This is a genomic window from Streptomyces sp. MMG1533 (assembly GCF_001279775.1).
GTDB lineage: Bacteria > Actinomycetota > Actinomycetes > Streptomycetales > Streptomycetaceae > Streptomyces.
In genome coordinates, this window is sequence record NZ_LGDG01000200.1 from 84,810 (window position 1) to 109,061 (window position 24,252).

Genomic DNA, 24,252 nt, shown 5'->3' on the forward strand with positions numbered 1-24,252 from the left:
ATGAACTCCGCACAGGTCGATGCCTATCTCCGCCGTCTGGGAGCCGAGCCGTCGGGGTGGCCCACAGGCGCCCACGGGGCCCCGAGCGCCACCGTCGAGGTCCTGCGCGATCTGCATCTGCGTCATCTGCAGCGCGTGCCCTTCGAGAACCTGTCGATCCACCTCGGGGAGGAGATCGTGCTGGAGGAGAAGCGGCTGCTGGACAAGGTGGTGGGCGCGCGGAGGGGAGGGTTCTGCTACGAACTCAACGGCGCGTTCGGGGCGTTGCTCACCGCGCTCGGATTCGACGTCACGTTGCTCGCGGGGCGGGTGTACGGGGAGGAGGGGCGGCTGGGGATTCCGTACGACCATCTCGCGCTGCGGGTGCGGACGGTGGATGGGGGTGAGTGGCTGGCCGACGTCGGGTTCGGGGCGCACAGTCACTATCCGCTGGCGTTCGGGGCGCGGGAGGAGCAGGAGGATCCCGGCGGCACGTTCCGGATCGTCGAGGCGGGTCCGGACGCGGCCGGTGTGCGGGCGGCGGACCTGGACGTCGTCGTGAACGGCAGACCTCAGTACCGCCTGGACCCGCGACCGCGGGTGCTCGGTGACTTCGTGGCCGGGGCCTGGTGGCACCGCACCTCGCCGGTCTCGCACTTCACGCAGTCGCTGGTCTGCTCGCGGGTGACGGAGGACGGAGGGAGGATCACGCTCAGCGGCCGCACCTTCAAGACGACGGTTGCTGACGGGACGCGGGAGGAACGCGAGCTGGACTCGGCAGAAGAGGTGTTGGCGGTGTACCGGGAGCGGTTCGGGATCGAGCTCGACGATGTGCCGACTGTGCGAGACCCCGACTCGCATGGCTGATTCGGACCACACGAGGCCTCTCGGGGCCACGCGTCCTTAGATCCGGCACATGTGCTGGTTTCCCATGATCTGGCCCTCTGTTGCCTCGAAAGCCCCATCAGTGGTCGAATGCGTCTTCGACAACAGCAATGTCGAGGCGTGCAGGGGTGTCGAAGATGATCGGTCGCTGGCTGGGAAGTCGAACGAACCGGACGCAGCGGACGAGTCCCCTGGCGGCGTTGCGGACCCCGCCGAGCGCCGGGGTGCTCAGCTGCCGAGTGCTCGACCCGGTCAACGAGCCGGTGACCCATGCCGAGTTCGCGGTCACCGACACCACGGGCCGCAAGGTGGTCGGCGGAGGTATGGATCCCTTCGGGTCGTTCGTGACGACGGTGCCGGCGGGGGAGTACCGGCTCGCGGTCTCGGCCGAGGGATACACGCCGTACCGGGCGACCGCGGTGGTCGGGGAGAACGCGCTCGCCTCGCTCGGCGATGTGACCCTCCAGGTGGCCCGGCCGCCCGAGCTGCCGTCGCCCGGGGACTGGGAGATCGAGCCGACGCACTCCTCGATCGCCTTCACCGCGCGGCACATCGGGCTGGCCCGGATCCACGGGCGGTTCAACTCCTTCGCGGGGGTGATACGCATAGCCGACCAGGTGGATCATTCGGCGATGCACGTGGTGATCGACGCGGCGTCCATCGACACGAACGTCAGGATGCGCGACGACCATCTGCGGTCGGAGGACTTCCTTGACGTGCAGCGCTTCCCGGTGCTGGAGTTCTACAGCGATCGGTTCGTGCACAAGGGCGGCAACCGGTGGGCGATCACGGGCGCGCTGTCGCTGCACGGGGTGACGCGTACGGTCACCCTCGACACGGAGTACCTCGGACTCGGCAACGGCATGGAGGGCGAGGTGCGGGCGGCCTGCCGGGCCACGACCGAGCTGCGCCGGGACGACTTCACGGTGAGCTGGCAGACGATGCTGGCGCGGGGGATCGCCGTGGTCGGGCCCAGCATCCGGGTCGACCTCGACGTGCAGGCCGTGCGCAAGGGCTGAGCCGATGGCCCGGGTGGGGTACCGGACAATGTCTTCGTGAGTGATGTGAGACATGTGCTGGTGCTGCCCGACCGTGATGCCGCGGAAGAGGTGGTGCAGGCGCTCGGGGACCGGTTCGGGGTCGACGAGGAACCGCGGCTGGTACGCGACGCGCTGGCCGGTGAGGACGATGCCGAGGACGCGCAGTGGCTCGTCGTGCTGCGGGACGAGGCGGAGCGGCTGGATCCCCGGGAGCTGGACGAGTTCGCCGGAGAGTGGGACGGGTGGCGGGAGGAGCCGTAGCTCCGCCGGCCACCGGTGAGGTCGTCCGAGCCGGGCCCGGCACTCGTTGTCAGTGGTGCATGCCATGCTTGGCGCAATGCCCAGGAAGACTGCGAATGACGATCCTCTCGCCCCGGTGACTCTTGCCGTGGGCCAGGAGGACCTCCTGCTCGACCGTGCCGTGCAGGAGGTGGTGGCCGCCGCCCGGGCCGCCGACGCCGACACGGACGTACGTGACCTGACCTCGGATCAGTTGCAGCCCGGGACGCTCGCCGAGTTGACCAGTCCGTCGCTCTTCGCGGAGCGGAAGGTCGTCGTCGTGCGCAATGCGCAGGATCTGTCGGCGGACACGGTCAAGGACGTGAAGGCATTTCTCGGGGCGCCGGCTGAGGAGATCACGCTCGTGCTGCTGCACGCGGGTGGCGCCAAGGGCAAGGGGCTGCTGGACGCCGCGCGCAAGGTGGGGGCGCGGGAGGTGGCGTGCCCGAAGATGACGAAGCCGGCGGACCGGCTGGCGTTCGTGCGGGGTGAGTTCCGGGCGACCGGGCGGTCCGCGACGCCCGAGGCCTGTCAGGCGCTGGTCGACTCGATCGGGAGTGATCTGCGGGAGCTGGCGTCCGCCGTGTCCCAGCTCGTCGCCGACGTCGAGGGGACCATCGACGAGGCCGTCGTCGGGCGGTACTACACAGGGCGGGCCGAGGCGTCCAGCTTCACCGTCGCCGACCGGGCGGTGGAGGGGCGGGCCGCCGAGGCGCTGGAGGCTCTCAGGTGGTCGCTGGCGACGGGCGTCGCACCGGTGATGATCACCAGCGCGCTGGCGCAGGGCGTGCGGGCGATCGGCAAGCTGTCGTCGGCTCGGGGCGGCCGGCCGGCCGATCTCGCGCGGGAGCTCGGGATGCCGCCGTGGAAGATCGACCGGGTGCGGCAGCAGATGCGGGGGTGGACGCCGGACGGCGTGGCCTTCGCACTGCGGGCCGTGGCCGAGGCCGACGCCGGCGTGAAGGGCGGCGGGGACGATCCCGAGTACGCCCTGGAGAAGGCCGTGGTGGCGATCGCGCGAGCCGCGCGATCCAGGGGACGGGCGTGATCCAGTAGCCCTTCCCTCCCAACGGAGGAGAATCGTGCGTATCAGCCATCGCCGGATCAGGAAAGGTGGCGATCGCCGTGGCTGAACACCCGCACGCCATGCTCGTCCGCAAGGGCTACGAAGCGTTCCAGCGCGGAGACATGGACACTCTGCGCGGCCTGATGACCGGGGACTGCACGCACCATGTACCCGGCTCCCACCCGCTCTCGGGAGACTTCAAGGGAGTCGACGCAATCTTCGACGGGTACTACGGTCGGCTCTTCTCGGAGACGGGCGGGTCGTTCCGTGTCGACCTGCTCAACATATTCGTCGATGGCCGCGGGCACGCCGTCTCCGTGCACCGCTTCACCGCCGACCGGGGCGACAAGCACATCGAGGAGAACGGGGGCATCGTCTTCCGGATCGTCGGAGACAAGATCACCGACCTCGACGAGTGCGCGGAGGACATCGAGAAGGGCAACGCGTTCTGGTCGTGACGGTCGGTGGGCCGCGCAGGCATGCCGAAGGCCCCGGCCCTCACCCTGGGGAAGGGCGAGGCGCCGGGGCCTTCGTTCAAGACGCTGGATCCGCGCCCGCGTGGCGAACGCAGGCCGCGCGCAGATCCGTGAGTGCCGGTCGGGAGCGGATGAGAGAGGGCCCGCTCTGGGTCCTTCCGGCGAGTCGGACCCCGAAGGATCCGGTCAGATCAAAGAAGGGTTCAGCCCTTGAGGGTCGCGACCTTCGACGCCAGCGCCGACTTCTTGTTGGCGGCCTGGTTCTTGTGGATGACGCCCTTGGAGACGGCCTTGTCGAGCTGGCGCGCGGCAGCGCGCTGGTACTCGGTGGCCTTCTCGACGTCACCCGCGGCAGCGGCCTCACGGGCCTTGCGGATCGCGGTCTTCAGGGAGGACTTGACGGCCTTGTTGCGCAGCCGGGCCTTCTCGTTGGTCTTGATCCGCTTGATCTGGGACTTGATGTTCGCCACGAATGAGCCTCTACAGGTTCAGGCACGGGGCCGCGCGGGTCCCGTACCGGTGATTTTCCAGAAGTCGTGTCTCGTGCTGAGAGGGCAGGAGACACAGCCACCCAGGCTACCAGTGGGCGACCGAGTGGCCCAAACCGGTCGCCGGTCCCCGCCCGTGGGACCATGGAGGCTACGTATCGATCCGACCCGAGACCGCAGACACTGCGGACGCCTCAAGAATCAGGACCCTGCGTGCCCGCGATCCCTAGCCATGTGCCCGAGCCGAGCCGTACCACCCCGGCTCTGATCCGCAACTTCTGCATCATCGCGCACATCGACCACGGCAAGTCCACGCTCGCCGACCGGATGCTCCAGCTGACCGGTGTGGTCGAGCAACGGCAGATGCGTGCTCAGTACCTCGACCGCATGGACATCGAGCGTGAGCGCGGAATCACGATCAAGTCACAGGCTGTGCGTCTGCCGTGGGCTCCCACCCACGACAAGGACAACACGCACATCCTCAACATGATCGACACCCCGGGGCACGTCGACTTCACCTACGAGGTCTCGCGGTCGCTCGCGGCCTGCGAGGGCACCGTGCTCCTCGTCGACGCCGCCCAGGGCATCGAGGCTCAGACCCTCGCCAACCTCTACCTGGCGATGGAGAACGACCTCAAGATCATCCCAGTACTGAACAAGATCGACCTGCCGGCCGCCCAGCCGGAGAAGTTCTCCGAGGAGCTCGCCAACCTCATCGGCTGTCAGCCCGAGGACGTGCTCAAGGTATCGGCGAAGACCGGCGTCGGTGTGGACGCGCTCCTGGACCGGGTCGTCCGTGACGTCCCCGCCCCGGTCGGTGTCGCGGACGCCCCCGCCCGCGCGATGATCTTCGACTCGGTGTACGACTCGTACCGGGGCGTGGTCACCTACGTCCGCGTCATCGACGGCCAGCTCAACAAGCGTGAGCGCATCAAGATGATGTCGACCGGCGCCACCCACGAGCTTCTCGAGATCGGCGTCTCGTCCCCCGAGATGACGCCGGCCGACGGGATCGGCGTCGGCGAGGTGGGCTACATCATCACCGGCGTGAAGGACGTCCGTCAGTCCAAGGTCGGTGACACCATCACCAGCAAGGACAAGGGCGCCACCGAGGCCCTCGGTGGGTACAAGGACCCCAAGCCGATGGTCTTCTCCGGCCTCTACCCGCTGGACGGCTCGGACTACCCCGACCTCCGCGAGGCGCTGGACAAGCTGCAGCTCAACGACGCCGCCCTGGTCTACGAGCCGGAGACCTCCGCGGCCCTCGGCTTCGGCTTCCGCGTCGGCTTCCTCGGCCTGCTGCACCTCGACGTCATCCGTGAGCGTCTGGAGCGCGAGTTCAACCTCGAACTCATCGCCACCGCGCCCAACGTGGTCTACCGCGTGATCATGGAGGACGGGAAGGAGCACACGGTCACCAACCCGAGCGAGTTCCCCGAGGGCAAGATCGACAAGGTCTTCGAGCCGGTCGTCCGGGCCACGATCCTCGCTCCGAGCGAGTTCATCGGCTCGATCATGGAGCTCTGCCAGACCCGCCGCGGCACCCTCCTCGGCATGGACTACCTCTCCGAGGACCGCGTCGAGATCCGCTACACGCTCCCCCTCGCCGAGATCGTCTTCGACTTCTTCGACAACCTGAAGTCCAAGACCCGCGGTTACGCCTCCCTGGACTACGAGCCCACCGGCGAGCAGGACGCCCAGCTGGTCAAGGTCGACATCCTGCTCCACGGCGACCGGGTCGACGCCTTCTCCGCCGTCACCCACAAGGACGCCGCGTACGCGTACGGCGTACGGCTCGTCGCCAAGCTGCGCGAGCTGATCCCGCGCCAGGCCTTCGAGATCCCCATCCAGGCCGCCATCGGCTCCCGGGTCATCGCCCGCGAGACCATCCGCGCCATCCGCAAGGACGTCCTCGCCAAGTGCTACGGCGGTGACATCTCCCGTAAGCGGAAGCTGCTGGAGAAGCAGAAGGAAGGCAAGAAGCGGATGAAGATGGTGGGTTCCGTGGAGGTTCCGCAGGAGGCGTTCATCGCCGTCCTGTCCAGCGACGAGAGCGCGGGTTCCGGCAAGGGCAAGAAGTAGCCGTCGTTTACCGCGAAAATAGGGGCTTGCCGCGTGTCAGCGCGGTGAGCCCCTACGCGTAAGTAGCGTCGCTCTCTGTATGAAGTGACAGGCCGCCGCCTCTTACGCACGGGCCGGTCGCGCTTTACTCTGATCCCTGCTCGGTAGTTACTCGTGAGTTAAACAACAGCCGCAATGAGCCAGCCGCGCAGCCGCGGGCCCCGGAGGATGTCGTGAGCGACACACAGACACTGATCGAGAACCGTCCGCCGAGTGTGGCGGCCGTCTTCCTGGAGCGCGTGGCGGCTACGCCGGACGCCGAGGCATACCGCTATCCCGTGCCCGCGGCCTCCGGCGAGGGGCCGGACGACTGGAAGTCGCTGAGCTGGGGCCAGACCGCCGAGCGGGTCTACTCCATCGCCGCCGGCCTGATCGAGCTCGGTGTGCAGCCGGAGCAGCGGGTCGCCCTCTCCTCCTCGACCCGGGTCGAGTGGATCCTCGCGGACCTGGGCATTCTGTGCGCCGGCGCCGCCACCACCACGATCTATCCGCAGACCAACGCCGAGGAGTCCGCGTTCATCCTGTCGGACTCCGGCAGCAAGGTCCTGTTCGCGGAGAACGCCGAGCAGCTCGCCAAGGCGCGGGAGAAGCGCGCCGAGCTGCCCGACCTCACCCATGTCGTGGTGATCGACGCGGCCGGCGTCGAGACCGGCGACTGGGTGCTCACGCTCGCCGAGCTGGAGCAGCGCGGCGCCGCGTACCTGGAGAAGAACCCCGACCTGATCAAGGAGAAGGTCGGCGCGATCACCAAGGACCAGCTCGCCACCCTGATCTACACCTCCGGCACCACCGGCCGTCCCAAGGGTGTCCGCCTGCCGCACGACAACTGGGCGTACATGGCGAAGGCGACCGCCGCGACCGGATTGATCAGCAGCGAGGACGTACAGTACCTGTGGCTGCCGCTCGCGCACGTCTTCGGCAAGGTGCTGACCTCGGGCCAGATCGAGGTCGGGCACGTCACCGCCGTGGACGGCCGCGTCGACAAGATCATCGAGAATCTTCCGGTCGTGCAGCCGACGTACATGGCGGCCGTTCCGCGCATCTTCGAGAAGGTCTACAACGGGGTCGCCGCGAAGGCCCGTGCGGGCGGCGGCGCCAAGTACAAGATCTTCCAGTGGGCCGCCGGGGTCGCCCGCGAGTACGCCAAGGTCGCCCAGGACAACTACCGGCGCACCGGCACGGCGTCCGTCCCCTTCGGGCTCGGAGCCAAGCACAAGGTCGCGGACGCGCTCGTCTTCGCCAAGATCCGCGAGGCGTTCGGCGGCAACCTGCGCGCCTGCGTCTCCGGCTCGGCCGCGCTCTCCCCCGAGATCGGCTACTTCTTCTCCGGCGCCGGCATCCACATCCTCGAGGGCTACGGCCTTACGGAGTCGTCGGCCGCGTCCTTCGTGAACCCCGGCGAGGCCTACCGCACCGGCACGGTCGGCAAGCCGTTCCCCGGCACGGAGGTGCGCATCGCGGACGACGGCGAGATCCTGCTGCGCGGGCCCGGCATCATGGAGGGCTACCACGGGCTGCCCGAGAAGACGGCCGAGGTGCTCGAGCCGGACGGCTGGTTCCACACCGGGGACATCGGTGAGCTGTCGCCCGACGGGTACCTGCGGATCACCGACCGCAAGAAGGACCTCATCAAGACCTCGGGCGGCAAGTACATCGCCCCCGCCGAGGTCGAGGGGCAGTTCAAGGCGGTGTGCCCGTACGTGTCCAACATCCTCGTCCACGGGGCCGACCGGAACTTCTGCACGGCGCTGATCGCCCTGGACGAGGTGGCGATCCTCGACTGGGCGAAGGAGAACGGCCTGGAGGGCAAGTCGTACGCGGAGGTTGTTGCCGCGCCGGCGGCGGTCTCGATGGTCGAGGGATACGTCAAGGAGCTCAACGAGGGGCTTCAGCGGTGGCAGACCATCAAGAAGTTCCGGCTGCTGCCTCGCGATCTCGATGTGGAGCACGGTGAGATCACACCGAGTCTGAAGCTGAAGCGGCCGGTTGTGGAGCGGGAGTACAAGCACCTCATCGATGAGATGTACGCGGGGTCGCGGGAGGCGTAGCGCGGAAGCGGAGGGGTGGCGGGGACTGTCGGCGGCTGACGGCCCGTTGTGGCTTGTCGCGCAGTTCCCGCGCCCCTTGGTCAGGAGACGCGTCCTCTGGCCACCAGGTGCCGTAGCTCCCTGACCTGTGTCCGCAATGCTGCTACGTCCAGAGGGCCGTCCCCCGTCAGTTGGGCCTCCAAGGCCGCCAAGCCCGCGCCCACGTCGCCGATACCGCCCTGTTCCTGAGCCAGCAACCGTTCCAACTGCTGGTTCTTGCGGTGCAGGTCCAGGAACACGGTGACCTTCGCGCGCAGTACCCACGGATCGAAGGGTTTGGTCAGGTAGTCGGCCGCTCCCGTCGCGTAGCCGCGGAACGCATAGCCGGAGTCGTCCTCCGCGCCCGTGAGGAAGATGATCGGGACGTCCTTGGTCTGGTCGAGACGTTTGATGTTGGCGGCGGTCTCGAAACCGTCCATGCCCGGCATGCGTACGTCGAGGAGGACGAGCGCGAACTGCTGTCTCAGGAGTGCCTTCATCGCCTCCTCGCCCGAGCGTGCCCGGACGAGTGGTTCGTTGAGAGACCCCAGGACGGCCTCCAGGGCGATCAGGTTGTCCTCCATGTCGTCGACCAGGAGGATTCCCGCATTCTGGTCGGTCGTTGCCTCAGTACTCATGTGACTGGCCTCATTCAGTCGTCAGTCGGCTGGACCGCAGCCTCCTCGACATCGGCGTGCTCGCCGTCGGCCGCGCTCTCGGGATCCAGGAGTGCGCAGACGACGGTCAGCAGCTGATCGACGTCCACCGGCTTCGGTACATAGTCGTTGGCGCCCCGCGCGATGGACTTCTCGCGGTCTCCCGGCATCGCCTTCGCGGTGAGCGCGACGATGGGCAGGCCCGTCCAGCGCGGGGCGCGGCGGATGGCGGCGATGGTCTCGTAGCCGTCCATCTCCGGCATCATGATGTCCATCAGGACGAGTTCGACGTCCGGGTTGCGCTCCAGGGTCTCGATCCCCTCCCGGCCGTTCTCCGCGTAGAGGACGGGCATGCCGACGCGGCCCAGGACATGGGTCAGGGCGAAGACGTTGCGGATGTCGTCGTCGACGATCAACACCCGCCGTCCGGACAGGACCTGACCGGCCCGGCCCGACTTCCAGGCCTCCAGCTTGGTGGGCGCGGGCCAGGAGTCGTCCGCCTCGGGGGCGGTGGGGTAGGGCCCGGTCGACAGCTCGTCCGGCACCGGCAGGGGCCGGTCCTCGGGGGTCGGCCCGGTCGCCGAATGGCCGGGGCTGACGACGGGGACGTACAGCGTGAAGGTGGACCCCTTTCCGGGCTCGCTCTCGGCGACGATACGGCCGCCCAGCAGGCCCGCGATCTCACGGCTGATGGACAACCCCAGTCCCGTGCCGCCGTACTTGCGGTTCGTAGTGCCGTCGGCCTGCTGGAACGCCTCGAAGATCACCGGGAGTTTCTCGCGGGCGATGCCGATGCCGGTGTCGGAGACGGCGAACGCGACCACCTCGTCGCTGCCCTGGACGTAGTGGTGCTCGGGGTCCTTCACGCGGTTCACGCGCAGTTCGACCCGGCCGGTGGCGGTGAACTTGATCGCGTTGGAGAGCAGGTTGCGCAGGATCTGCTGGAGACGCTGCTCGTCCGAGTACATCTCGCGCGGTACGTCATCGCCGACCGACACCTCGAAGGCGAGCCCCCGGTCGAGGGTGAGCGGGCGGAAGGTGGCGTGGACGTAGTCGAGGAGTTTGATCAACGGCAGCCTCTTCGGGCGTACGTCCATCCTGCCCGCCTCGATCTTCGACAGGTCGAGGATGTCGTTGATCAGCTGCAGGAGGTCCGATCCGGAGCGGTGGATCGTCGTCGCGAACTGGACTTCCTGGTCGGAGAGACGGCCGTCCGGGTTGTCCGACAGCAGACGGGCCAGGATCAGCAACGAGTTGAGCGGCGTGCGCAGTTCGTGGGACATGTTCGCCAGGAACTCCGACTTGTACTGCGAGGAGGTGGCCAACAGGGCGGCCTTCTCCTCCAGCTCGGCATTCGAGCGCTGCAGCTCCGCCTGCTGCTTCTGCAGTTCGTCCGAGCGCTCCTGGAGCTGCATGGCCAGGCGCTGGGACTCGCCGAGCAGGGACTCCGTACGGGAGTTGGCGATGATGGTGTTGATGGCGACGCCGATGGTGTTCACGAACTGGTCGAAGAAGGCCAGGTGGACGTCGGAGAAGCGGGAGAAGGACGCCAGCTCGATCACCCCGAGGAGCTTGTCCTCGAAGAGGATCGGGATGATGACGACGCTCGCCGGGGCCGCCTCGCCGAGACCACTGTTGATCTTGATGTAGTCCGGCGGGGCCTCCTCCACCAGGATCCGCTTCTTCTCGCGCGCGGCCTGGCGGACCAGACCGTGGACCGGCATGGCTCCCGTGTCGACGGTCGCGCTCTGCGCCGAGCCGTACCCGGCGATGAACGCGAGTCCCTTGGCGGGGACCGCCGTGTGGAGAGAGGTGCCGTCCTCGTCCGGGTCGGCCAGGAAGAACGCGCCGTACTGCGCGTTCACCAGCGGGGTCAGCTCGCGCAGGATCAGGTCGGCGACCTCCATCAGGTCGCGGTGGCCCTGCATCAGGGCCGCGAGGCGGGCCAGGTTCGACTCCAGCCAGTCCTTCGCGCGGGTCGTCTCGCGAAGGTTGGCCACCATCAGGTTGATGTTGTCCTTCAGCTCGGTGACCTCGCCCTGCGTCTCCACGGTGATCGAGCGCGACATGTCGCCCTGCGCCACGGCAGAGGCGACCTCGGCGATCGCGCGGACCTGGGTGGTGAGGTTGAGCGCGAGTTCGTTCACGTTCGTCGTCAGACGCTTCCACGTGCCGTAGACGCCCTCCACCCTTGCCTGGCCGCCGAGTTGGCCCTCGGAGCCCACCTCGCGGGCCACCCGCGTGACCTCGGAGGAGAAGGAGGACAGGGTGTCGACCATCGTGTTGATGGTCGTCTTCAGTTCGAGGATCTCGCCGCGGGCGTCCACGTCGATCTTCTTCGAGAGGTCGCCCTGCGCCACGGCCGTCGCCACCTGGGCGATGTTCCGCACCTGTGACGTCAGGTTGTCGGCCATGTAGTTGACGTTGTCGGTCAGGTCCCGCCAGACGCCGGAGACGCCCAGCACCTGGGCGCGTCCGCCGAGCCGGCCGTCGGTGCCGACCTCGCGGGCCACGCGGGTCACCTCGTCGGCGAAGGCGCGCAACTGCTCCACCATCGTGTTGACGGTGTCCTTGAGTTCGAGGATCTCGCCGCGGGCGTCGACGGTGATCTTCTTGGAGAGGTCGCCGTTGGCGACGGCGGTGGTGACCTGGGCGATGTTGCGCACCTGTGAAGTCAGGTTCAGCGCCATGAAGTTGACGTTGTCCGTCAGGTCCTTCCAGACCCCGCTGACGCCTCTGACCTGCGCCTGGCCGCCGAGGTTGCCCTCGGTGCCGACCTCGCGGGCCACGCGGGTGACCTCGTCGGCGAAGGCGGAGAGCTGGTCGACCATCGTGTTGATGGTCGACTTCAGCTCCAGGATCTCACCCTTCGCCTCGACCGTGATCTTCTTGCCGAGGTCGCCCTGCGCCACGGCGGTGGAGACGAGGGCGATGTTGCGGACCTGTGAGGTCAGGTTGTCCGCCATGAAGTTGACGTTGTCGGTGAGGTCCTTCCAGACCCCGGAGACGCCTCGCACCTGGGCCCGGCCGCCGAGGTTGCCTTCCGTGCCGACCTCGCGGGCCACGCGGGTGACCTCGTCGGCGAAGGCGGAGAGCTGGTCGACCATCGTGTTGATGGTCGACTTCAGCTCCAGGATCTCGCCCTGGGCGTCGACCGTGATCTTCTGGCTCAGGTCGCCGTTGGCGACGGCGGTGGTGACCTGGGCGATGTTCCGCACCTGCGAGGTCAGGTTCGAGGCCATGAAGTTGACGTTGTCGGTGAGGTCCTTCCAGACGCCCGACACGCCCCGCACCTGGGCCCGGCCGCCCAGCTGGCCCTCGGTGCCGACCTCGCGGGCCACGCGGGTGACCTCGTCGGCGAAGGCGGAGAGCTGGTCGACCATCGTGTTCACGGTCAGCTTCAGTTCGAGCAGCTCGCCGGTCGCCTCGACCGTGACCGTGCGCGTCAGGTCGCCGCGGGCCACCGCCGTGGTCACCAGGGCGATGTCGCGGACCTGGGCCGTCAGCCGGGACGCCATCGTGTTGACCGCCTCGGTCACGTCCCGCCAACTTCCGGACAGGCCCGTCACCTTGGCCCGACCGCCGAGCCGCCCCTCGGTGCCGACCTCACGGGCTACCCGGGTCACCTCGCCGGTGAACAGGGACAGTTGGTCGACCATCTTGTTCACGGCACGGCCGAGCCGCCGTAGATCACCGCGCAGCTGCCTGCTGCCGTCGTGCAGGTCGACCCGCTGCGTCAGGTCGCCGCCGGCCACCGCGTCCAGTACCCGCGTCGCGTTGGCCGCCGGGGCGACCAGGGCGTCCAGCAGCTGGTTCACGTCGTTGACCCGGGAGGTCCAGGCGCCCGGGCCGGGGCTGGCCGAGAGGCGCTCGTCGAGGCGGCCGTACCGCACCAACTCCCGCTTCACGCGCTGGGCTTCCGTGTTGAAGTGCGTGCTGCGGTCCATGATCTGGTTGAAGACGGCGGTCAGTTCGGCCACCAGGCCGTGGCCCGATTCCGGCACCTTCGAGAAATCACCGTCCCGGGCCGCGGTCATCGCGGCGAGCAGAGGACGTAGATCCGATGCTCGAATCAGGCCATCTTCGTGTCCATCTTCGAGCACACGCGTAGCACTGTTCTCACTCATGGCGGCCCACTTCGGTAACTCGGCGCTTATGGGCGTGGCCAGTCTGTCACTCTGTCGGCATCGACTGAGGTGTATTCGTCCGAACCGCCCGGGGAGCTGTAGATGGGGGCCATTTCGACGCAACGGGAGACTATTTCCCGTGCCTCTGATGCGCCTGCGCACGAGGGTGCGCCCCCGCGCATCGAGGTGAATCCACCCACCGACGTGTTCCCGCGCGCCGAGGCGCACGCCGCACTGCCCGGCAGCTCCCTCGCGCCGGGCGCCGCCCGCGCGCTGTTACGGGGCGCGCTCGCCGAGTGGGCCGAGCGTGGGCTGCCGGGCACCGAGCACCTCACCGACCGCCTGGCCGGCGACGCCGTGGTCGTCGTCAGTGAGCTGGTCACCAACGCCGTGGTGCACGCCGGTACCGACGTCGAGCTGGACTGCCGGCTGGAGCCGGAGACCGGCGCCCTGGTCGTCGAGGTCCTGGACCACCACCCCTCGCGGGCCCCGCGCGACGCCGCCGAACCGTCTCACGAGCCACCGGAGTACGGGCGCGGTCTCAGGCTGGTCGCCGCGCTCGCCGAGTCCTGGGGCATCACCTACCGCACGGGCGCCAAGACGGTATGGGCGCGGCTGACCGCGGAGGGGGAGTCGGCCGCCGACGCGCGGGAGTCGTACACCGGGGAACGCGAGCTGCGCGTGGCCGAGATACTCGCCCCGGAGCCGCAGCGCGTCGAGCAGGACCGGGAGTGGCTCAACCGTGGCGCCCTCTCCTTCCTCGCCGAGGCCTCCGACCTGCTCGCAGGGCAGCTCGACGAGAACCTGGTGGCCGCGCTCGCGGGGCAGCTGATCGTGCCGCGGCTGGCCGACTGGTGTGCCGTATGGCTGGAGGACGAGCTGACGGGCCGCGGCGGCTGGTCGGCCGACGGCACCGGCGGGACCGGGCCGCGCCTCGCCCGGGTGTGGCACAGCAGCGAGAACCGTATCGAGGAACTGCGCCAGGCCCTGGAGACGGAGCCGCCGCGCCCGCCCGACCCGGCACGGCCCGGGCCCGCCCCGTTCCCGTGGCCCGGCGAGGCACTCGGCCTGCACAGCCCGCACGGCTGCGCACTCGCGTACCGCCTGACGGCCGGCGGCCGCCCGCTCGGCACCCTGGTCATCGGCCGATCCGGGCTGCTCAGCTTCCCCGACGAGATCACCGGCCTCGTCGAGGACCTCAGCCGCCGGGTGGCCCTCGCCATCGGCGCGGCCCGCCAGTACGCCCGGCAGGCCACCATCAGCGCCGTACTGCAGCGCGGACTGCTGCCGGGCGCGGTCGCCGAGATACCAGGGGTGCGCAGCGCCCTGGTGTACGAGCCGTGCGACAAGGGCGGACCCAGCGGCGACTTCTACGACCTCTTCCCGGCCGGCGACGGCCGCTGGTGCTTCGCCGTCGGCGACGTCCAGGGCAAGGGGCCCGAGGCGGCCGTCGTCATCGGCCTCGCCCGGCCCTGGCTGCGCCTGCTGGCCCGCGAGGGCTACCGCGTCGCCGACGTCCTCGACCGCCTCAACCAGCTGCTCCTCGACGACGCGACGGAGGCCGCGGACGCGGCGGCCCGCGCCCTGGCCTCCGCGGGCGGCCGGCCGATGGCCCCCGGAGACGGCCCGCAGACCCGCTTCCTCTCCCTCCTCTACGGCGAACTCGCTCCCTTCGACGGAGGCGTGCGCTGCACCCTCGCCTCCGCCGGGCATCCCCTCCCGCTCCTGCTCGGGGCGGGCGGCGAGGTCCGTACGGCCGCGCATCCGCAGACCCTCGTCGGGGTCATCGAGGACGCCACGTACACCAGTGAGACCTTCGAGCTGCGGCCCGGCGACAGCCTGCTGTGCGTGACCGACGGGGTGACCGAGCGGCGCAGCGGCTCGCGCCAGTTCGACGACGAGGACGGGCTGGCCCAGGCGCTGGCCGGTTGCGCGGGGTTGGACGCGGAGCTGATCGCGGAGCGCATCAAGCGGCTGGTGCACGAGTTCGGGGTACGGCCGCCGGAGGACGACCTGGCGCTGCTGGTGCTGCAGGCCGAGTAGGTCTGTGACGCGGGTGCTGGACAATGGAAGGCATGCCTTCCGCACTCCCCGACGGCGAGCCCGTCCCCGACGACGGCGCACTGCCCGCGCCCGCGCTCGCCGGGGCGGCCGACCGTCCCCTCGGGTTCTACCTGCACGTCCCGTACTGCGCGACCCGCTGCGGCTACTGCGACTTCAACACCTACACGGCGACCGAGCTGCGCGGCACCGGCGGTGTGCTCGCCTCCCGCGACAACTACGCGGACACCGTGATCGACGAGATCCGCCTGGCCCGCAAGGTCCTGGGCGACGACCCGCGCGAGGTCCGCACGGTCTTCGTCGGCGGCGGTACGCCCACGCTGCTGGCCGCGGGGGATCTCGTACGGATGCTGGGGGCCGTCCGCGACGAGTTCGGGCTCGCGGCGGACGCCGAGGTCACCACGGAGGCCAACCCGGAGTCGGTCGACCCCGGCTATCTGGCGACACTCAGGCAGGGCGGCTTCAACCGGATCTCCTTCGGCATGCAGAGCGCGAAGCAGCACGTGCTGCGCGTGCTGGACCGCACCCACACGCCGGGGCGCCCGCAGGCATGTGTGGCGGAGGCGCGGGCGGCGGGGTTCTCGCACGTCAACCTGGACCTGATCTACGGCACACCGGGCGAGTCGGACGACGACTGGCGGGCGTCGCTGGAGGCCGCGCTGGGTGCCGGGCCGGATCATGTGTCGGCGTACGCGCTGATCGTCGAGGAGGGCACGCAGCTGGCCCGCCGGATCCGGCGGGGCGAGGTCCCGATGACCGACGACGACGTGCACGCGGACCGGTATCTGATCGCCGAGGAGATGCTGTCCGCGGCCGGCTTCGACTGGTACGAGGTGTCGAACTGGGCCACCTCGTCGGCCGGGCGGTGCCTGCACAACGAGCTGTACTGGCGGGGTGCCGACTGGTGGGGCGCGGGGCCGGGGGCGCACAGCCACGTGGGGGGCGTGCGCTGGTGGAACGTGAAGCATCCCGGGGCCTATGCGGCGGCGCTGGCGGCGGGCCGGTCGCCGGGGGCCGGTCGGGAGCTGCTGTCGGAGGAGGACCGGCGGGTGGAGCGGATCCTGCTGGAGCTGCGGCTGCGGGAGGGCGTACCGCTGGATCTCCTGAGGGAGGCCGGCCGCAGGGCGTCCCGCCGCGCCCTGTCCGACGGGCTCCTCCAGGAGGGGCCGTACGCGGACGGGCGCGCGGTGCTGACGCTGCGGGGGCGGTTGCTGGCGGACGCGGTGGTGCGGGACCTGGTGGACTGATGTGTTTCCGCCCCCGCCGCCCCTTCCCGTCCCGTCCCTGGGGGCTGCGCCCCCAGACCCCCGCTTCGGCCTGAACGGCCTCGTCCTCAAACGCCGGACGGGCTGAATCAAACGCCGGACGGGCTGAAAATCAGCCCCTCCGGCGTTTGAGGAGCGGGGTCTGGGGCGGAGCCCCAGAAGGACGGGAGCGGGCAGGGGCGGCGGGGGCGAGAAGCCTGTCCGTGCAGTCCTGCTCCGGCTTACTCCGGCGCCGTCACGAAATCGATCAGTTCCTCGACCCGGCCCAGCAGCTCCGGCTCCAGGTCCCGGTAGGACCCCACCCGCTTCAGGATCGCCTGCCACACCGCGCCCGTGTTCTCCGGCCAGCCGAGCGCCCGGCACACGCCCGTCTTCCAGTCCTGGCCGTGGGGGATGCGGGGCCATGCCTCGATTCCGACGGCCGACGGCTTCACGGCCTCCCAGATGTCGATGTACGGGTGACCGACGACCAGCGCGTGTTCGCTGGTGACCGACTCGGCGATACGGAACTCCTTGGTACCGGGGATCAGGTGGTCCACCAGGATGCCCAGGCGGGCGTCGGGGCCCGGTGCGAAGTCCTCGACGATGGACGGGAGGTCGTCGACGCCCTCCAGGTACTCCACGACGACACCCTCGATGCGCAGGTCGTCGCCCCAGACCTTCTCGACCAGCTCGGCGTCGTGCCGGCCCTCGACGTAGATGCGCCCGGCACGGGCCACGCGCGCGCGTGCGCCGGGGACGGCGACCGAGCCGGAAGCCGTACGGGTGGGGCGTACCGGCCCGGAGGAAGGCCGTACGAGAGTCACCACCCGGCCCTCCAGGAGGAAGCCGCGCGGCTCCAGGGGGAACACGCGGTGCTTGCCGAAGCGGTCCTCCAGGGTGACCGTGCCCGCCTCGCAGCGGATCACCGCACCGCAGAAGCCCGTCCCCGGCTCCTCGACCACCAGGCCGGGCTCCGCCGGGACCTCGGGTGCGGGCCTGGGCTTCTTCCACGGCGGGGTCAGGTCCGGAGAGTACTGGCGCATTCGGATGACGATAGGAGAAGACGCCGCCCGGTTTTCACGACACGCCGAAACGCTCGGCCAGGGCGTCCCGCTGCGCCCGCACGAACGCCGCGTCCACCACCGCTCCGTGACCGGGCACGTACAGCGCGTCCTCGCCGCCCAGGTCCAGCAGGCGGTCGAGGGCGGCCGGCCAGTGGGACGGTACGGCGTCGGGGCCCGCCTGCGGTTCGCCGGACTCCTCGACCAGGTCGCCGCAGAAGACCACCTCCGTCGGGCCGGGGACGAGCACGGCGAGATCGTGGGCCGTGTGGGCCGGGCCCACGTTCGCCAGCAGGACCTGGCGGCCGCCGCCCAGGTCGAGGGTCCACTCGCCGGAGACGTGATGGCCAGGGAGCGTCAGGGCGTCGACCGCCTCGTCGGCCAGGCGCGCGTCGAGCCCGTTGGCCACCGCGTCCGCACGCAGTTCCTCGCGGCCGTGCCGGGCGGTGAACACCGTGTCCATGCCGACCGCGCCGAACACCTCCGCCCCGGCGAACGCCGCCGCCCCGAAGACATGGTCGAAGTGCGGGTGCGTGAGCGCGAGATGGGTCACACGGTGACCGGACAGCGCCTCCGCCTGCGCCCGCAACCGCGCACCCTCCGCCAGGCTCGACCCGGCGTCGATCAGCAGGGCCGCGCCCGCCCCGACGACCAGCCCCGCCGTGCAGTCCCACACCGGAAGGCGGCACCGGCCGACCCCGGCGGCCGACTGCTCCCACCCCAGCTCTTCCCAAGTCACCGTCATACGGCGACGCTAACGGGGAAGCCTCCCCGGGGCACGACCTCGCAGGCCCGGCCTTGCCCCGGGCGTACCCCACGGCCGTACACTGGCTCGGGGTGCGTTGGCACTCGGATGTGACGAGTGCCAGGCGAGGCGCCGAGGGATCGACTTCTGGAGGTGTGCGCGATGCTGAGTGAACGCAGGCTCCAGGTGCTGCGCGCCATCGTCCAGGACTACGTCGGCACCGAGGAGCCGGTCGGCTCCAAGGCCCTGACCGAGCGGCACAACCTCGGTGTCTCCCCGGCCACGGTCCGTAACGACATGGCGGCCCTGGAGGACGAGGGGTTCATCGCCCAGCCGCACACCAGCGCGGGGCGGATCCCGACCGACAAGGGCTATCGGCTGTTCGTCGACAAGCTGGCCGGCGTCAAACCGATGACCGGACCCGAGCGGCGCGCGATCCAGAACTTCCTCGACGGCGCCGTCGACCTCGATGACGTGGTGGCGCGGACGGTTCGGCTGCTTGCCCAGCTCACCCGGCAGGTCGCCGTCGTGCAGTACCCCTCGTTGACCCGGTCCACCGTGCGGCATGTCGAGCTGCTGTCACTCGCCCCCGCGCGCGTGATGCTCGTCCTGATCACGGACACGGGACGGGTCGAGCAGCGGATGGTGGACTGCCCGGCGCCGTTCGGCGAGGCCTCGCTGGCCGATCTGCGGGCGCGGCTCAACAGCCGGATCGCCGGTCGCCGTTTCGCGGACGTGCCGCAACTGGTGGAGGATCTGCCGGAGGGCTTCGACCTCGAGGACCGCGGCAGCGTCTCGACGGTGCTCTCCACCCTGCTGGAGACGCTCGTCGAGGAGAACGAGGAGCGGCTGATGATCGGCGGCACCGCCAATCTCACCCGCTTCGGACATGACTTTCCCCTCACCATCCGGCCCGTTCTGGAAGCCTTGGAGGAGCAGGTCGTGCTTCTCAAGCTCCTTGGCGAGGCGGGGGATTCGGGCATGACCGTACGCATCGGTCACGAGAACGCCTATGAGGGACTCAACTCCACTTCGGTGGTGTCGGTCGGCTACGGTTCGGGCGGCGAGGCAGTCGCCAAGCTCGGCGTGGTCGGACCGACCCGCATGGATTACCCGGGAACGATGGGAGCGGTACGCGCAGTGGCACGGTACGTCGGACAGATCCTGGCGGAGTCGTAAGTGGCCACGGACTACTACGCCGTTCTCGGCGTGCGCCGCGACGCGTCGCAGGAAGAGATCAAGAAGGCCTTCCGGCGGCTCGCACGCGAGCTGCATCCGGACGTCAACCCCGATCCGAAGACCCAGGAGCGGTTCAAGGAGATCAACGCCGCCTACGAGGTGTTGTCGGACCCGCAGAAGAAGCAGGTCTACGACCTCGGCGGCGACCCCCTGTCCCAGGCGGGCGGCGCCGGTGGCGCGGGCGGCTTCGGCGCGGGCGGCTTCGGGAACTTCTCGGACATCATGGACGCCTTCTTCGGTACGGCGTCCCAGCGGGGTCCGCGGTCGCGGACCCGGCGCGGCCAGGACGCGATGATCCGGCTGGAGATCGAGCTCGACGAGGCGGCCTTCGGCACCACGAAGGACATCCAGGTCGACACGGCGATCGTCTGCACCACCTGCAGTGGTGAGGGCGCGGCGCCGGGGACCTCCGCCCAGACGTGTGACATGTGCCGCGGCCGCGGCGAGGTGTCGCAGGTGACGCGGTCCTTCCTGGGCCAGGTCATGACCTCGCGCCCCTGCCCGCAGTGCCAGGGCTTCGGCACCGTCGTCCCGACGCCGTGCCCGGAGTGCGCGGGCGACGGGCGCGTACGCTCCCGCCGCACCCTGACCGTCAAGATCCCCGCCGGTGTCGACAACGGCACCCGCATCCAGCTCGCCGGTGAGGGCGAGGTCGGGCCCGGTGGCGGTCCCGCCGGTGACCTGTACGTCGAGATCCACGAGCTGCCGCACGCGCAGTTCCAGCGCCGGGGCGACGACCTGCACTGCACGGTCACCATTCCGATGACCGCGGCCTCCCTCGGCACCAAGGTGCCGCTGGAGACGCTGGACGGCCTGGAAGAGGTCGACATCCGGCCCGGCACCCAGTCCGGCCAGTCGATCCCGCTGCACGGCCGCGGTGTCACACACCTGCGCGGTGGCGGGCGCGGCGACCTCATCGTCCACGTCGAGGTCCAGACCCCGAACAAGCTCGACCCCGAGCAGGAACGCCTGCTGCGCGAGCTGGCCAAGCTGCGGGGCGAGGAGCGGCCCACGGGGCAGTTCCAGCCGGGGCAGCAAGGGCTGTTCTCGCGGTTGAAGGACGCCTTCAACGGACGCTGACGGGTGGGCGGCGGGCGAGTGGGTTTCGCCCCCGCCGCCCCTTCCCTTCCCGTCCCTGGGGGCTGCGCCCCCGGACTCCCGCTTTCGGCCCGAAGGGCCTCGTCCTCAAGCGCCGGACGGGCTGGAAGGGTGCGGCTGCGCCCCCGGACTCCCGCTTTCGGTCCGAAGGGCCTCGTCCTCAAGCGCCGGACGGGCTGGAAGGGTGCGGCTGCGCCCCTGGACCCCCGCTTTCGGTCCGAAGGGCCTCGTCCTCAAGCGCCGGACGGGCTGGAAGGGTGCGGCTGCGGCCCTGGACCCCCGCTTCGGGCCGGGTGCAGCCGGCGTATGCCAAGAGGAAGGCTCGATTCGGACTTGATCGGAGGACGTGACAACATGCCGTCATGTCCTCCGCACTGACCGATCTCTTTCCCTATCCGATCGTGCAGGCCCCCATGGCGGGCGGCGTCTCCGTACCGACGCTCGCCGCCGCCGTGTCCGAGGCCGGCGGGCTGGGGTTCCTCGCTGCCGGGTACAAGACGGCCGACGGCCTGTATCAGGAGATCAAGCAGCTGCGGAGCCTCACGGCCCGCCCCTTCGGCGCGAACCTCTTCATGCCGCAGCCGGAGTACGCGGACCCGGCCGCCGTGGACGTGTACGCCCACCAGCTGGCCGGGGAGGCCGCCTGGTACGAGACCGAGCTCGGCGACCCGGAAAGCGGCCGCGACGACGGCTACGAGGCCAAGCTCGCCGTGCTGCTCGACAACCCGGTGCCGGTGGTCTCGTTCCACTTCGGCGTGCCGAGCCGGGACGTCCTGGACTCGCTGCGCCGGGCCGGCACCTTCACCCTGGTCACCGCGACCAGCGCCGAGGAGGCCCTCGCCGTGGAGCTGGCGGGCGCCGACGCGGTGATCGCCCAGGGCGTGGAGGCGGGCGGCCACCAGGGCACCCACCGCGACATCCCGGAGACCGACGGCTCCGGCATAGGCCTCCTCTCCCTGATCGCACAGGTCCGCGAGACCGTGAGCATCCCGATCGTCGCCGCCGGGGGCATCATGCGCGGCAGCCAGATCGCCGCCGTGCTCGCCGCGGGCGCGAGCGCGGCCCAGCTCGGCACGGCGTTCCTCGCCACCCCCGAGTCCGGTGCGAGCGCCGTGCACAAGCAGGCACTGACCAACCCCCTTTACGTGCGTACCGAGTTGACCCGCGCCTTCTCCGGCCGTCCGGCCCGCGGGCTGGTCAACCGCTTCCTGCGCGAGCACGGCCCGTACGCGCCCGCCGCCTACCCCGAGATCCACCACCTGACCTCGCCGCTGCGCAAGGCCGCGGCCAAGGCGGGCGACGCGCAGGGCATGGCGCTGTGGGCGGGCCAGGGGCACCGGATGGCCCGCGAACTGCCCGCCGGGCAGCTGGTGGAGGTGCTGGCGGCCGAACTCGGCGCCGCCAGGACAGCGTTGTCGCAGGGCGGGGCGCGATGACGGCGCCGGTGTTCGTCGTCGAGCACTTCGACGCGGGCGGCGCCGGACAGTACGTCCTCGACGGCCCCGAGGGGCGGCACGCCGTCTCCGTGAAGCGGCTGCGGCCCGGGGAGAGTGTCGTCCTCACGGACGGCGCCGGGCGCTGGGCCGAGTGCGACGTGGTCGGCACCGAGGGCAAGGACCGGCTGATCGTCCACATGACGAGCATGTCCGAGGAGCCCCCGGAGTCCCCCCGCATCACCGTCGTCCAGGCCCTCCCCAAGGGCGACCGGGGCGAGCTGGCCGTCGAGACGATGACCGAGACGGGCGTCGACGCGATCGTGCCGTGGGCGGCCGCCCGCTGCATCACCCAGTGGAAGGGCGACCGCGGCCTGAAGGCGCTCGGCAAGTGGCGGGCCACCGCTCGCGAGGCCGGCAAGCAGTCCCGCCGGGTCCGCTTCCCGGAGGTCGCGGACGCGGCAACGAGCAAGCAGGTTGCGGCACTTCTCGCCAAAGCCGACTTCGCCGCCGTACTGCACGAGAGCGGCGAGGAGACCCTGGCCACCGCCGAACTGCCCCCCGAGGGCGAGATCGTGCTCGTCGTCGGACCCGAAGGCGGCGTCTCCCCCGAGGAGTTGGCCCTCTTCGAGGAGGCGGGCGCGAAGGCGTACCGGCTCGGACCCACCGTACTGCGCACGTCGACCGCCGGGACCGCGGCGACCGCCCTGCTCCTCGGCCGCTCGGGCCGCTGGTCCTGACCCCCTGCCTCCGGAGAACAGTTCATGGAACTCGCCCAGGTACGCCTGCTCGTCAGCGACTTCGCCGCCTGTTACCGCTTCTATGCCGAAGTCCTCGGCCTGAAGCCGCAGTCGGGGGCGAAGGAGGGGCCGTACGAGAAGTTCAGCCCGGCTGTCGGCTCCGCGGGAATCGCCCTCCAGGACCGGGTCATGATGTCCGAGGTGCTCGGCGACGAGCTGGGCGACGCGGCCACCGGCCACCGCTCGCTGGTGGTGCTGCGCGTCGACGACCTGGACACCTACTGCGAGCAGGTCACCGCCCGCGGAGCGGCCCTCCTGCACGGCCCGGCTCCGATGACCGACCGGATGCGGGTCGCGCACCTCAAGGACCCGGAGGGCAATCTGGTGGAGCTTCAGGAGTGGCTGCTGCTGCGCGGCTGACGGCCACGGCCGGCAGCAGCTCCCAGCCGTCCGACTGCCCGCCGGCGGACAGCAGACCGCGCTTCGCGGCCTCGTCGACCAGAGCGCGTACGACACCGGGTTCGTGCAGGTTGACGTAGTGGCCGTGGGCGTCGCTCACGCCGCCCGAGTGGCCGGGGTAGCCGCCGCCGGCGTCGCGTCCCTCGCCGGACCGGAAGACGATCCGGGTGCGGATGCCGTCGCGGAGCAGGGTGAGGGTCTCGCGGCACGGCTCGCCGTCGCCGTGCCAGTGGCGGACGTTCCACAGGTAGACGGTCCGCTCGTCCACTACGAGCCTTCTGAGGCTGTGGTCCTTGCGCATCCGTCCACGGTAGACCTGGGGCGCACGAGTGGCCGTATGCGCTCTACCGCGACGGGCGGGACGGTGGCAGGCTGCCCTGCATGGGGGCGTTGACGAGGATGCGGCGTCGGCCGCGAGGGCGCCGAGTGGCGGCTGCGGCGACCCTCGGCGTGCTCGCCGTGGGCGGGACGGTCGCCTGCGATCCGAGCGGTCTGAACTCCGCGACCGTGGCGTACACGACCGACCAGACCGTGACGGACGAGCTGGAGCGGCAGAAGGCCGACGTGCGCTGGCTCAACTGCACGGCCTCGTACGGCGACAGCGGCTCGACGCCCACGGCCACCGAGAACGCCGTCGCCGACGTCGACTGCGAGGGCGAGACCGACGACGGCAAGGACATCACCGTCACGGGCAAGATCACGCGTGCGGTCAGCGGTGCGTGCGTGCGCGGGGACCTCACCGCGAAGATCGACGGGAAGCAGTGGTTCCACGTGGAGGGGCTCGGGAACTGCGAGGCCAAGACCACTCCGCCCGTCAACAACCCCGGGCAGCCGGGGCCGACGGTCACGGTGACCGTCACGAAGACCGTCTACTGCCAGAAGGCCCCCCAGTGCTGGCCGGACGGCAAGTGAGCCGCCGTCGAGGGCGGCAGGGCGCGTGATCCAACCTCGTCCAAACCCCTGTCACCGGTCGCCGGGCGTGCATA

At 70.2% G+C, this 24,252-nt stretch carries 21 protein-coding genes; 15 read left to right on the forward strand and 6 right to left on the reverse strand.

Going from position 1 to position 24,252, the window contains the following annotated elements:
- From ADK57_RS19645 to ADK57_RS19665, 5 genes are all read left to right on the forward strand, one after another.
- A complete protein-coding gene (locus ADK57_RS19645; protein WP_053750815.1) occupies positions 1–846 on the forward strand; it encodes an arylamine N-acetyltransferase family protein in 846 nt (281 codons plus the stop codon).
- Between the two features lie 155 nt (positions 847–1,001).
- Positions 1,002–1,883, forward strand: coding sequence for a YceI family protein (locus ADK57_RS19650; RefSeq protein ID WP_078973223.1), 882 nt, complete (start codon positions 1,002–1,004; stop codon positions 1,881–1,883).
- Positions 1,884–1,919: 36 nt separating this feature from the next.
- On the forward strand, positions 1,920–2,165 hold the full coding sequence (locus ADK57_RS19655; RefSeq protein ID WP_078973218.1) for a hypothetical protein: 246 nt from the start codon (positions 1,920–1,922) through the stop codon (positions 2,163–2,165).
- A gap of 76 nt (positions 2,166–2,241) precedes the next feature.
- Complete coding sequence (gene holA / locus ADK57_RS19660; protein ID WP_199830630.1) at positions 2,242–3,231, forward strand: DNA polymerase III subunit delta; 990 nt, start codon at positions 2,242–2,244, stop codon at positions 3,229–3,231.
- Between the two features lie 77 nt (positions 3,232–3,308).
- Complete coding sequence (locus ADK57_RS19665; protein ID WP_053750816.1) at positions 3,309–3,707, forward strand: nuclear transport factor 2 family protein; 399 nt, start codon at positions 3,309–3,311, stop codon at positions 3,705–3,707.
- Positions 3,708–3,928: 221 nt separating this feature from the next.
- On the opposite strand, the gene rpsT is transcribed toward ADK57_RS19665, so the two are convergent.
- A complete protein-coding gene (rpsT, locus tag ADK57_RS19670) occupies positions 3,929–4,195 on the reverse strand; it encodes a 30S ribosomal protein S20 (protein WP_053750780.1) in 267 nt (88 codons plus the stop codon).
- Positions 4,196–4,426: 231 nt separating this feature from the next.
- On the opposite strand from rpsT, the gene lepA reads away from it, so the two are divergent.
- A complete protein-coding gene (gene lepA, locus ADK57_RS19675) occupies positions 4,427–6,295 on the forward strand; it encodes a translation elongation factor 4 (RefSeq protein WP_053750781.1) in 1,869 nt (622 codons plus the stop codon).
- Between the two features lie 212 nt (positions 6,296–6,507).
- Complete coding sequence (locus tag ADK57_RS19680; protein ID WP_053750782.1) at positions 6,508–8,382, forward strand: AMP-dependent synthetase/ligase; 1,875 nt, start codon at positions 6,508–6,510, stop codon at positions 8,380–8,382.
- A gap of 80 nt (positions 8,383–8,462) precedes the next feature.
- Here the strand turns inward: ADK57_RS19680 and ADK57_RS19685 are convergent, their stop codons facing one another.
- Together ADK57_RS19685 and ADK57_RS19690 are read right to left on the reverse strand one after the other, a co-directional pair.
- On the reverse strand, positions 8,463–9,038 hold the full coding sequence (locus ADK57_RS19685) for a response regulator (RefSeq protein WP_053750783.1): 576 nt from the start codon (positions 9,036–9,038) through the stop codon (positions 8,463–8,465).
- A 14-nt stretch (positions 9,039–9,052) separates the two neighbouring features.
- Positions 9,053–13,183: a HAMP domain-containing protein gene (locus tag ADK57_RS19690; RefSeq protein ID WP_199830631.1), complete on the reverse strand. Its 4,131-nt coding sequence runs from the start codon at positions 13,181–13,183 to the stop codon at positions 9,053–9,055.
- A 102-nt stretch (positions 13,184–13,285) separates the two neighbouring features.
- Between ADK57_RS19690 and ADK57_RS19695 the strand changes: the two genes are divergently transcribed.
- Together ADK57_RS19695 and hemW are read left to right on the forward strand one after the other, a co-directional pair.
- Positions 13,286–15,226 (forward strand): ATP-binding SpoIIE family protein phosphatase, encoded by a 1,941-nt coding sequence (locus ADK57_RS19695; RefSeq protein ID WP_053750785.1) that lies wholly within the window; start codon positions 13,286–13,288, stop codon positions 15,224–15,226.
- A gap of 32 nt (positions 15,227–15,258) precedes the next feature.
- Complete coding sequence (hemW, locus tag ADK57_RS19700) at positions 15,259–16,491, forward strand: radical SAM family heme chaperone HemW (protein ID WP_053750786.1); 1,233 nt, start codon at positions 15,259–15,261, stop codon at positions 16,489–16,491.
- 239 nt (positions 16,492–16,730) lie between these two features.
- Here hemW and ADK57_RS19705 read toward each other — a convergent pair whose 3' ends face one another.
- Complete coding sequence (locus tag ADK57_RS19705) at positions 16,731–17,534, reverse strand: DUF3097 domain-containing protein (RefSeq protein ID WP_053750787.1); 804 nt, start codon at positions 17,532–17,534, stop codon at positions 16,731–16,733.
- 34 nt (positions 17,535–17,568) lie between these two features.
- On the reverse strand, positions 17,569–18,297 hold the full coding sequence (locus tag ADK57_RS19710) for an MBL fold metallo-hydrolase (protein ID WP_053750788.1): 729 nt from the start codon (positions 18,295–18,297) through the stop codon (positions 17,569–17,571).
- A 162-nt stretch (positions 18,298–18,459) separates the two neighbouring features.
- Between ADK57_RS19710 and hrcA the strand changes: the two genes are divergently transcribed.
- The 5 genes from hrcA (at position 18,460) to ADK57_RS19735 (ending at position 23,227) form a co-directional block, all read left to right on the forward strand.
- The gene (hrcA, locus tag ADK57_RS19715) at positions 18,460–19,476 is read left to right on the forward strand and encodes a heat-inducible transcriptional repressor HrcA (protein WP_053750789.1); all 1,017 of its coding nucleotides are present in this window, start codon (positions 18,460–18,462) and stop codon (positions 19,474–19,476) included.
- Complete coding sequence (gene dnaJ, locus ADK57_RS19720; RefSeq protein WP_053750790.1) at positions 19,477–20,616, forward strand: molecular chaperone DnaJ; 1,140 nt, start codon at positions 19,477–19,479, stop codon at positions 20,614–20,616.
- A 380-nt stretch (positions 20,617–20,996) separates the two neighbouring features.
- Positions 20,997–22,070 carry a nitronate monooxygenase gene (locus ADK57_RS19725; RefSeq protein ID WP_053750791.1) on the forward strand — a complete coding sequence of 358 codons (1,074 nt, stop codon included), beginning with the start codon at positions 20,997–20,999 and terminating at the stop codon, positions 22,068–22,070.
- Positions 22,067–22,807 carry a 16S rRNA (uracil(1498)-N(3))-methyltransferase gene (locus ADK57_RS19730; RefSeq protein WP_053750792.1) on the forward strand — a complete coding sequence of 247 codons (741 nt, stop codon included), beginning with the start codon at positions 22,067–22,069 and terminating at the stop codon, positions 22,805–22,807. Before ADK57_RS19725 ends, ADK57_RS19730 begins: the two co-directional genes overlap by 4 nt.
- A 24-nt stretch (positions 22,808–22,831) precedes the next feature.
- The gene (locus ADK57_RS19735; RefSeq protein WP_053750793.1) at positions 22,832–23,227 is read left to right on the forward strand and encodes a VOC family protein; all 396 of its coding nucleotides are present in this window, start codon (positions 22,832–22,834) and stop codon (positions 23,225–23,227) included.
- Here the strand turns inward: ADK57_RS19735 and ADK57_RS19740 are convergent.
- Entirely contained in the window at positions 23,169–23,567 is a 399-nt protein-coding gene (locus ADK57_RS19740) for a hypothetical protein (RefSeq protein ID WP_053750794.1), read from the reverse strand. The genes ADK57_RS19735 and ADK57_RS19740 overlap by 59 nt on opposite strands.
- 80 nt (positions 23,568–23,647) lie before the next feature.
- On the opposite strand from ADK57_RS19740, the gene ADK57_RS19745 reads away from it, so the two are divergent.
- The gene (locus tag ADK57_RS19745; RefSeq protein WP_420711872.1) at positions 23,648–24,178 is read left to right on the forward strand and encodes a hypothetical protein; all 531 of its coding nucleotides are present in this window, start codon (positions 23,648–23,650) and stop codon (positions 24,176–24,178) included.
- Positions 24,179–24,252 lie beyond the last annotated feature (74 nt).

Bases quoted from the DNA above. Each gene is read 5' to 3' on its own strand.
- hemW (WP_053750786.1), top strand. From the start codon at position 15,259: ATGCCTTCCGCACTCCCCGACGGCGAGCCCGTCCCCGACGACGGCGCA.
- ADK57_RS19725 (WP_053750791.1), top strand. From the start codon at position 20,997: ATGTCCTCCGCACTGACCGATCTCTTTCCCTATCCGATCGTGCAGGCC.
- ADK57_RS19685 (WP_053750783.1), bottom strand. From the start codon at position 9,038: ATGAGTACTGAGGCAACGACCGACCAGAATGCGGGAATCCTCCTGGTC.
- ADK57_RS19730 (WP_053750792.1), top strand. From the start codon at position 22,067: ATGACGGCGCCGGTGTTCGTCGTCGAGCACTTCGACGCGGGCGGCGCC.
- ADK57_RS19705 (WP_053750787.1), bottom strand. From the start codon at position 17,534: ATGCGCCAGTACTCTCCGGACCTGACCCCGCCGTGGAAGAAGCCCAGG.
- ADK57_RS19690 (WP_199830631.1), bottom strand. From the start codon at position 13,183: ATGAGTGAGAACAGTGCTACGCGTGTGCTCGAAGATGGACACGAAGAT.
- ADK57_RS19710 (WP_053750788.1), bottom strand. From the start codon at position 18,297: ATGACGGTGACTTGGGAAGAGCTGGGGTGGGAGCAGTCGGCCGCCGGG.
- holA (WP_199830630.1), top strand. From the start codon at position 2,242: ATGCCCAGGAAGACTGCGAATGACGATCCTCTCGCCCCGGTGACTCTT.
- ADK57_RS19735 (WP_053750793.1), top strand. From the start codon at position 22,832: ATGGAACTCGCCCAGGTACGCCTGCTCGTCAGCGACTTCGCCGCCTGT.
- hrcA (WP_053750789.1), top strand. From the start codon at position 18,460: ATGCTGAGTGAACGCAGGCTCCAGGTGCTGCGCGCCATCGTCCAGGAC.
- ADK57_RS19740 (WP_053750794.1), bottom strand. From the start codon at position 23,567: ATGCGCAAGGACCACAGCCTCAGAAGGCTCGTAGTGGACGAGCGGACC.
- ADK57_RS19745 (WP_420711872.1), top strand. From the start codon at position 23,648: ATGGGGGCGTTGACGAGGATGCGGCGTCGGCCGCGAGGGCGCCGAGTG.
- ADK57_RS19650 (WP_078973223.1), top strand. From the start codon at position 1,002: ATGATCGGTCGCTGGCTGGGAAGTCGAACGAACCGGACGCAGCGGACG.
- ADK57_RS19695 (WP_053750785.1), top strand. From the start codon at position 13,286: ATGGGGGCCATTTCGACGCAACGGGAGACTATTTCCCGTGCCTCTGAT.
- ADK57_RS19645 (WP_053750815.1), top strand. From the start codon at position 1: ATGAACTCCGCACAGGTCGATGCCTATCTCCGCCGTCTGGGAGCCGAG.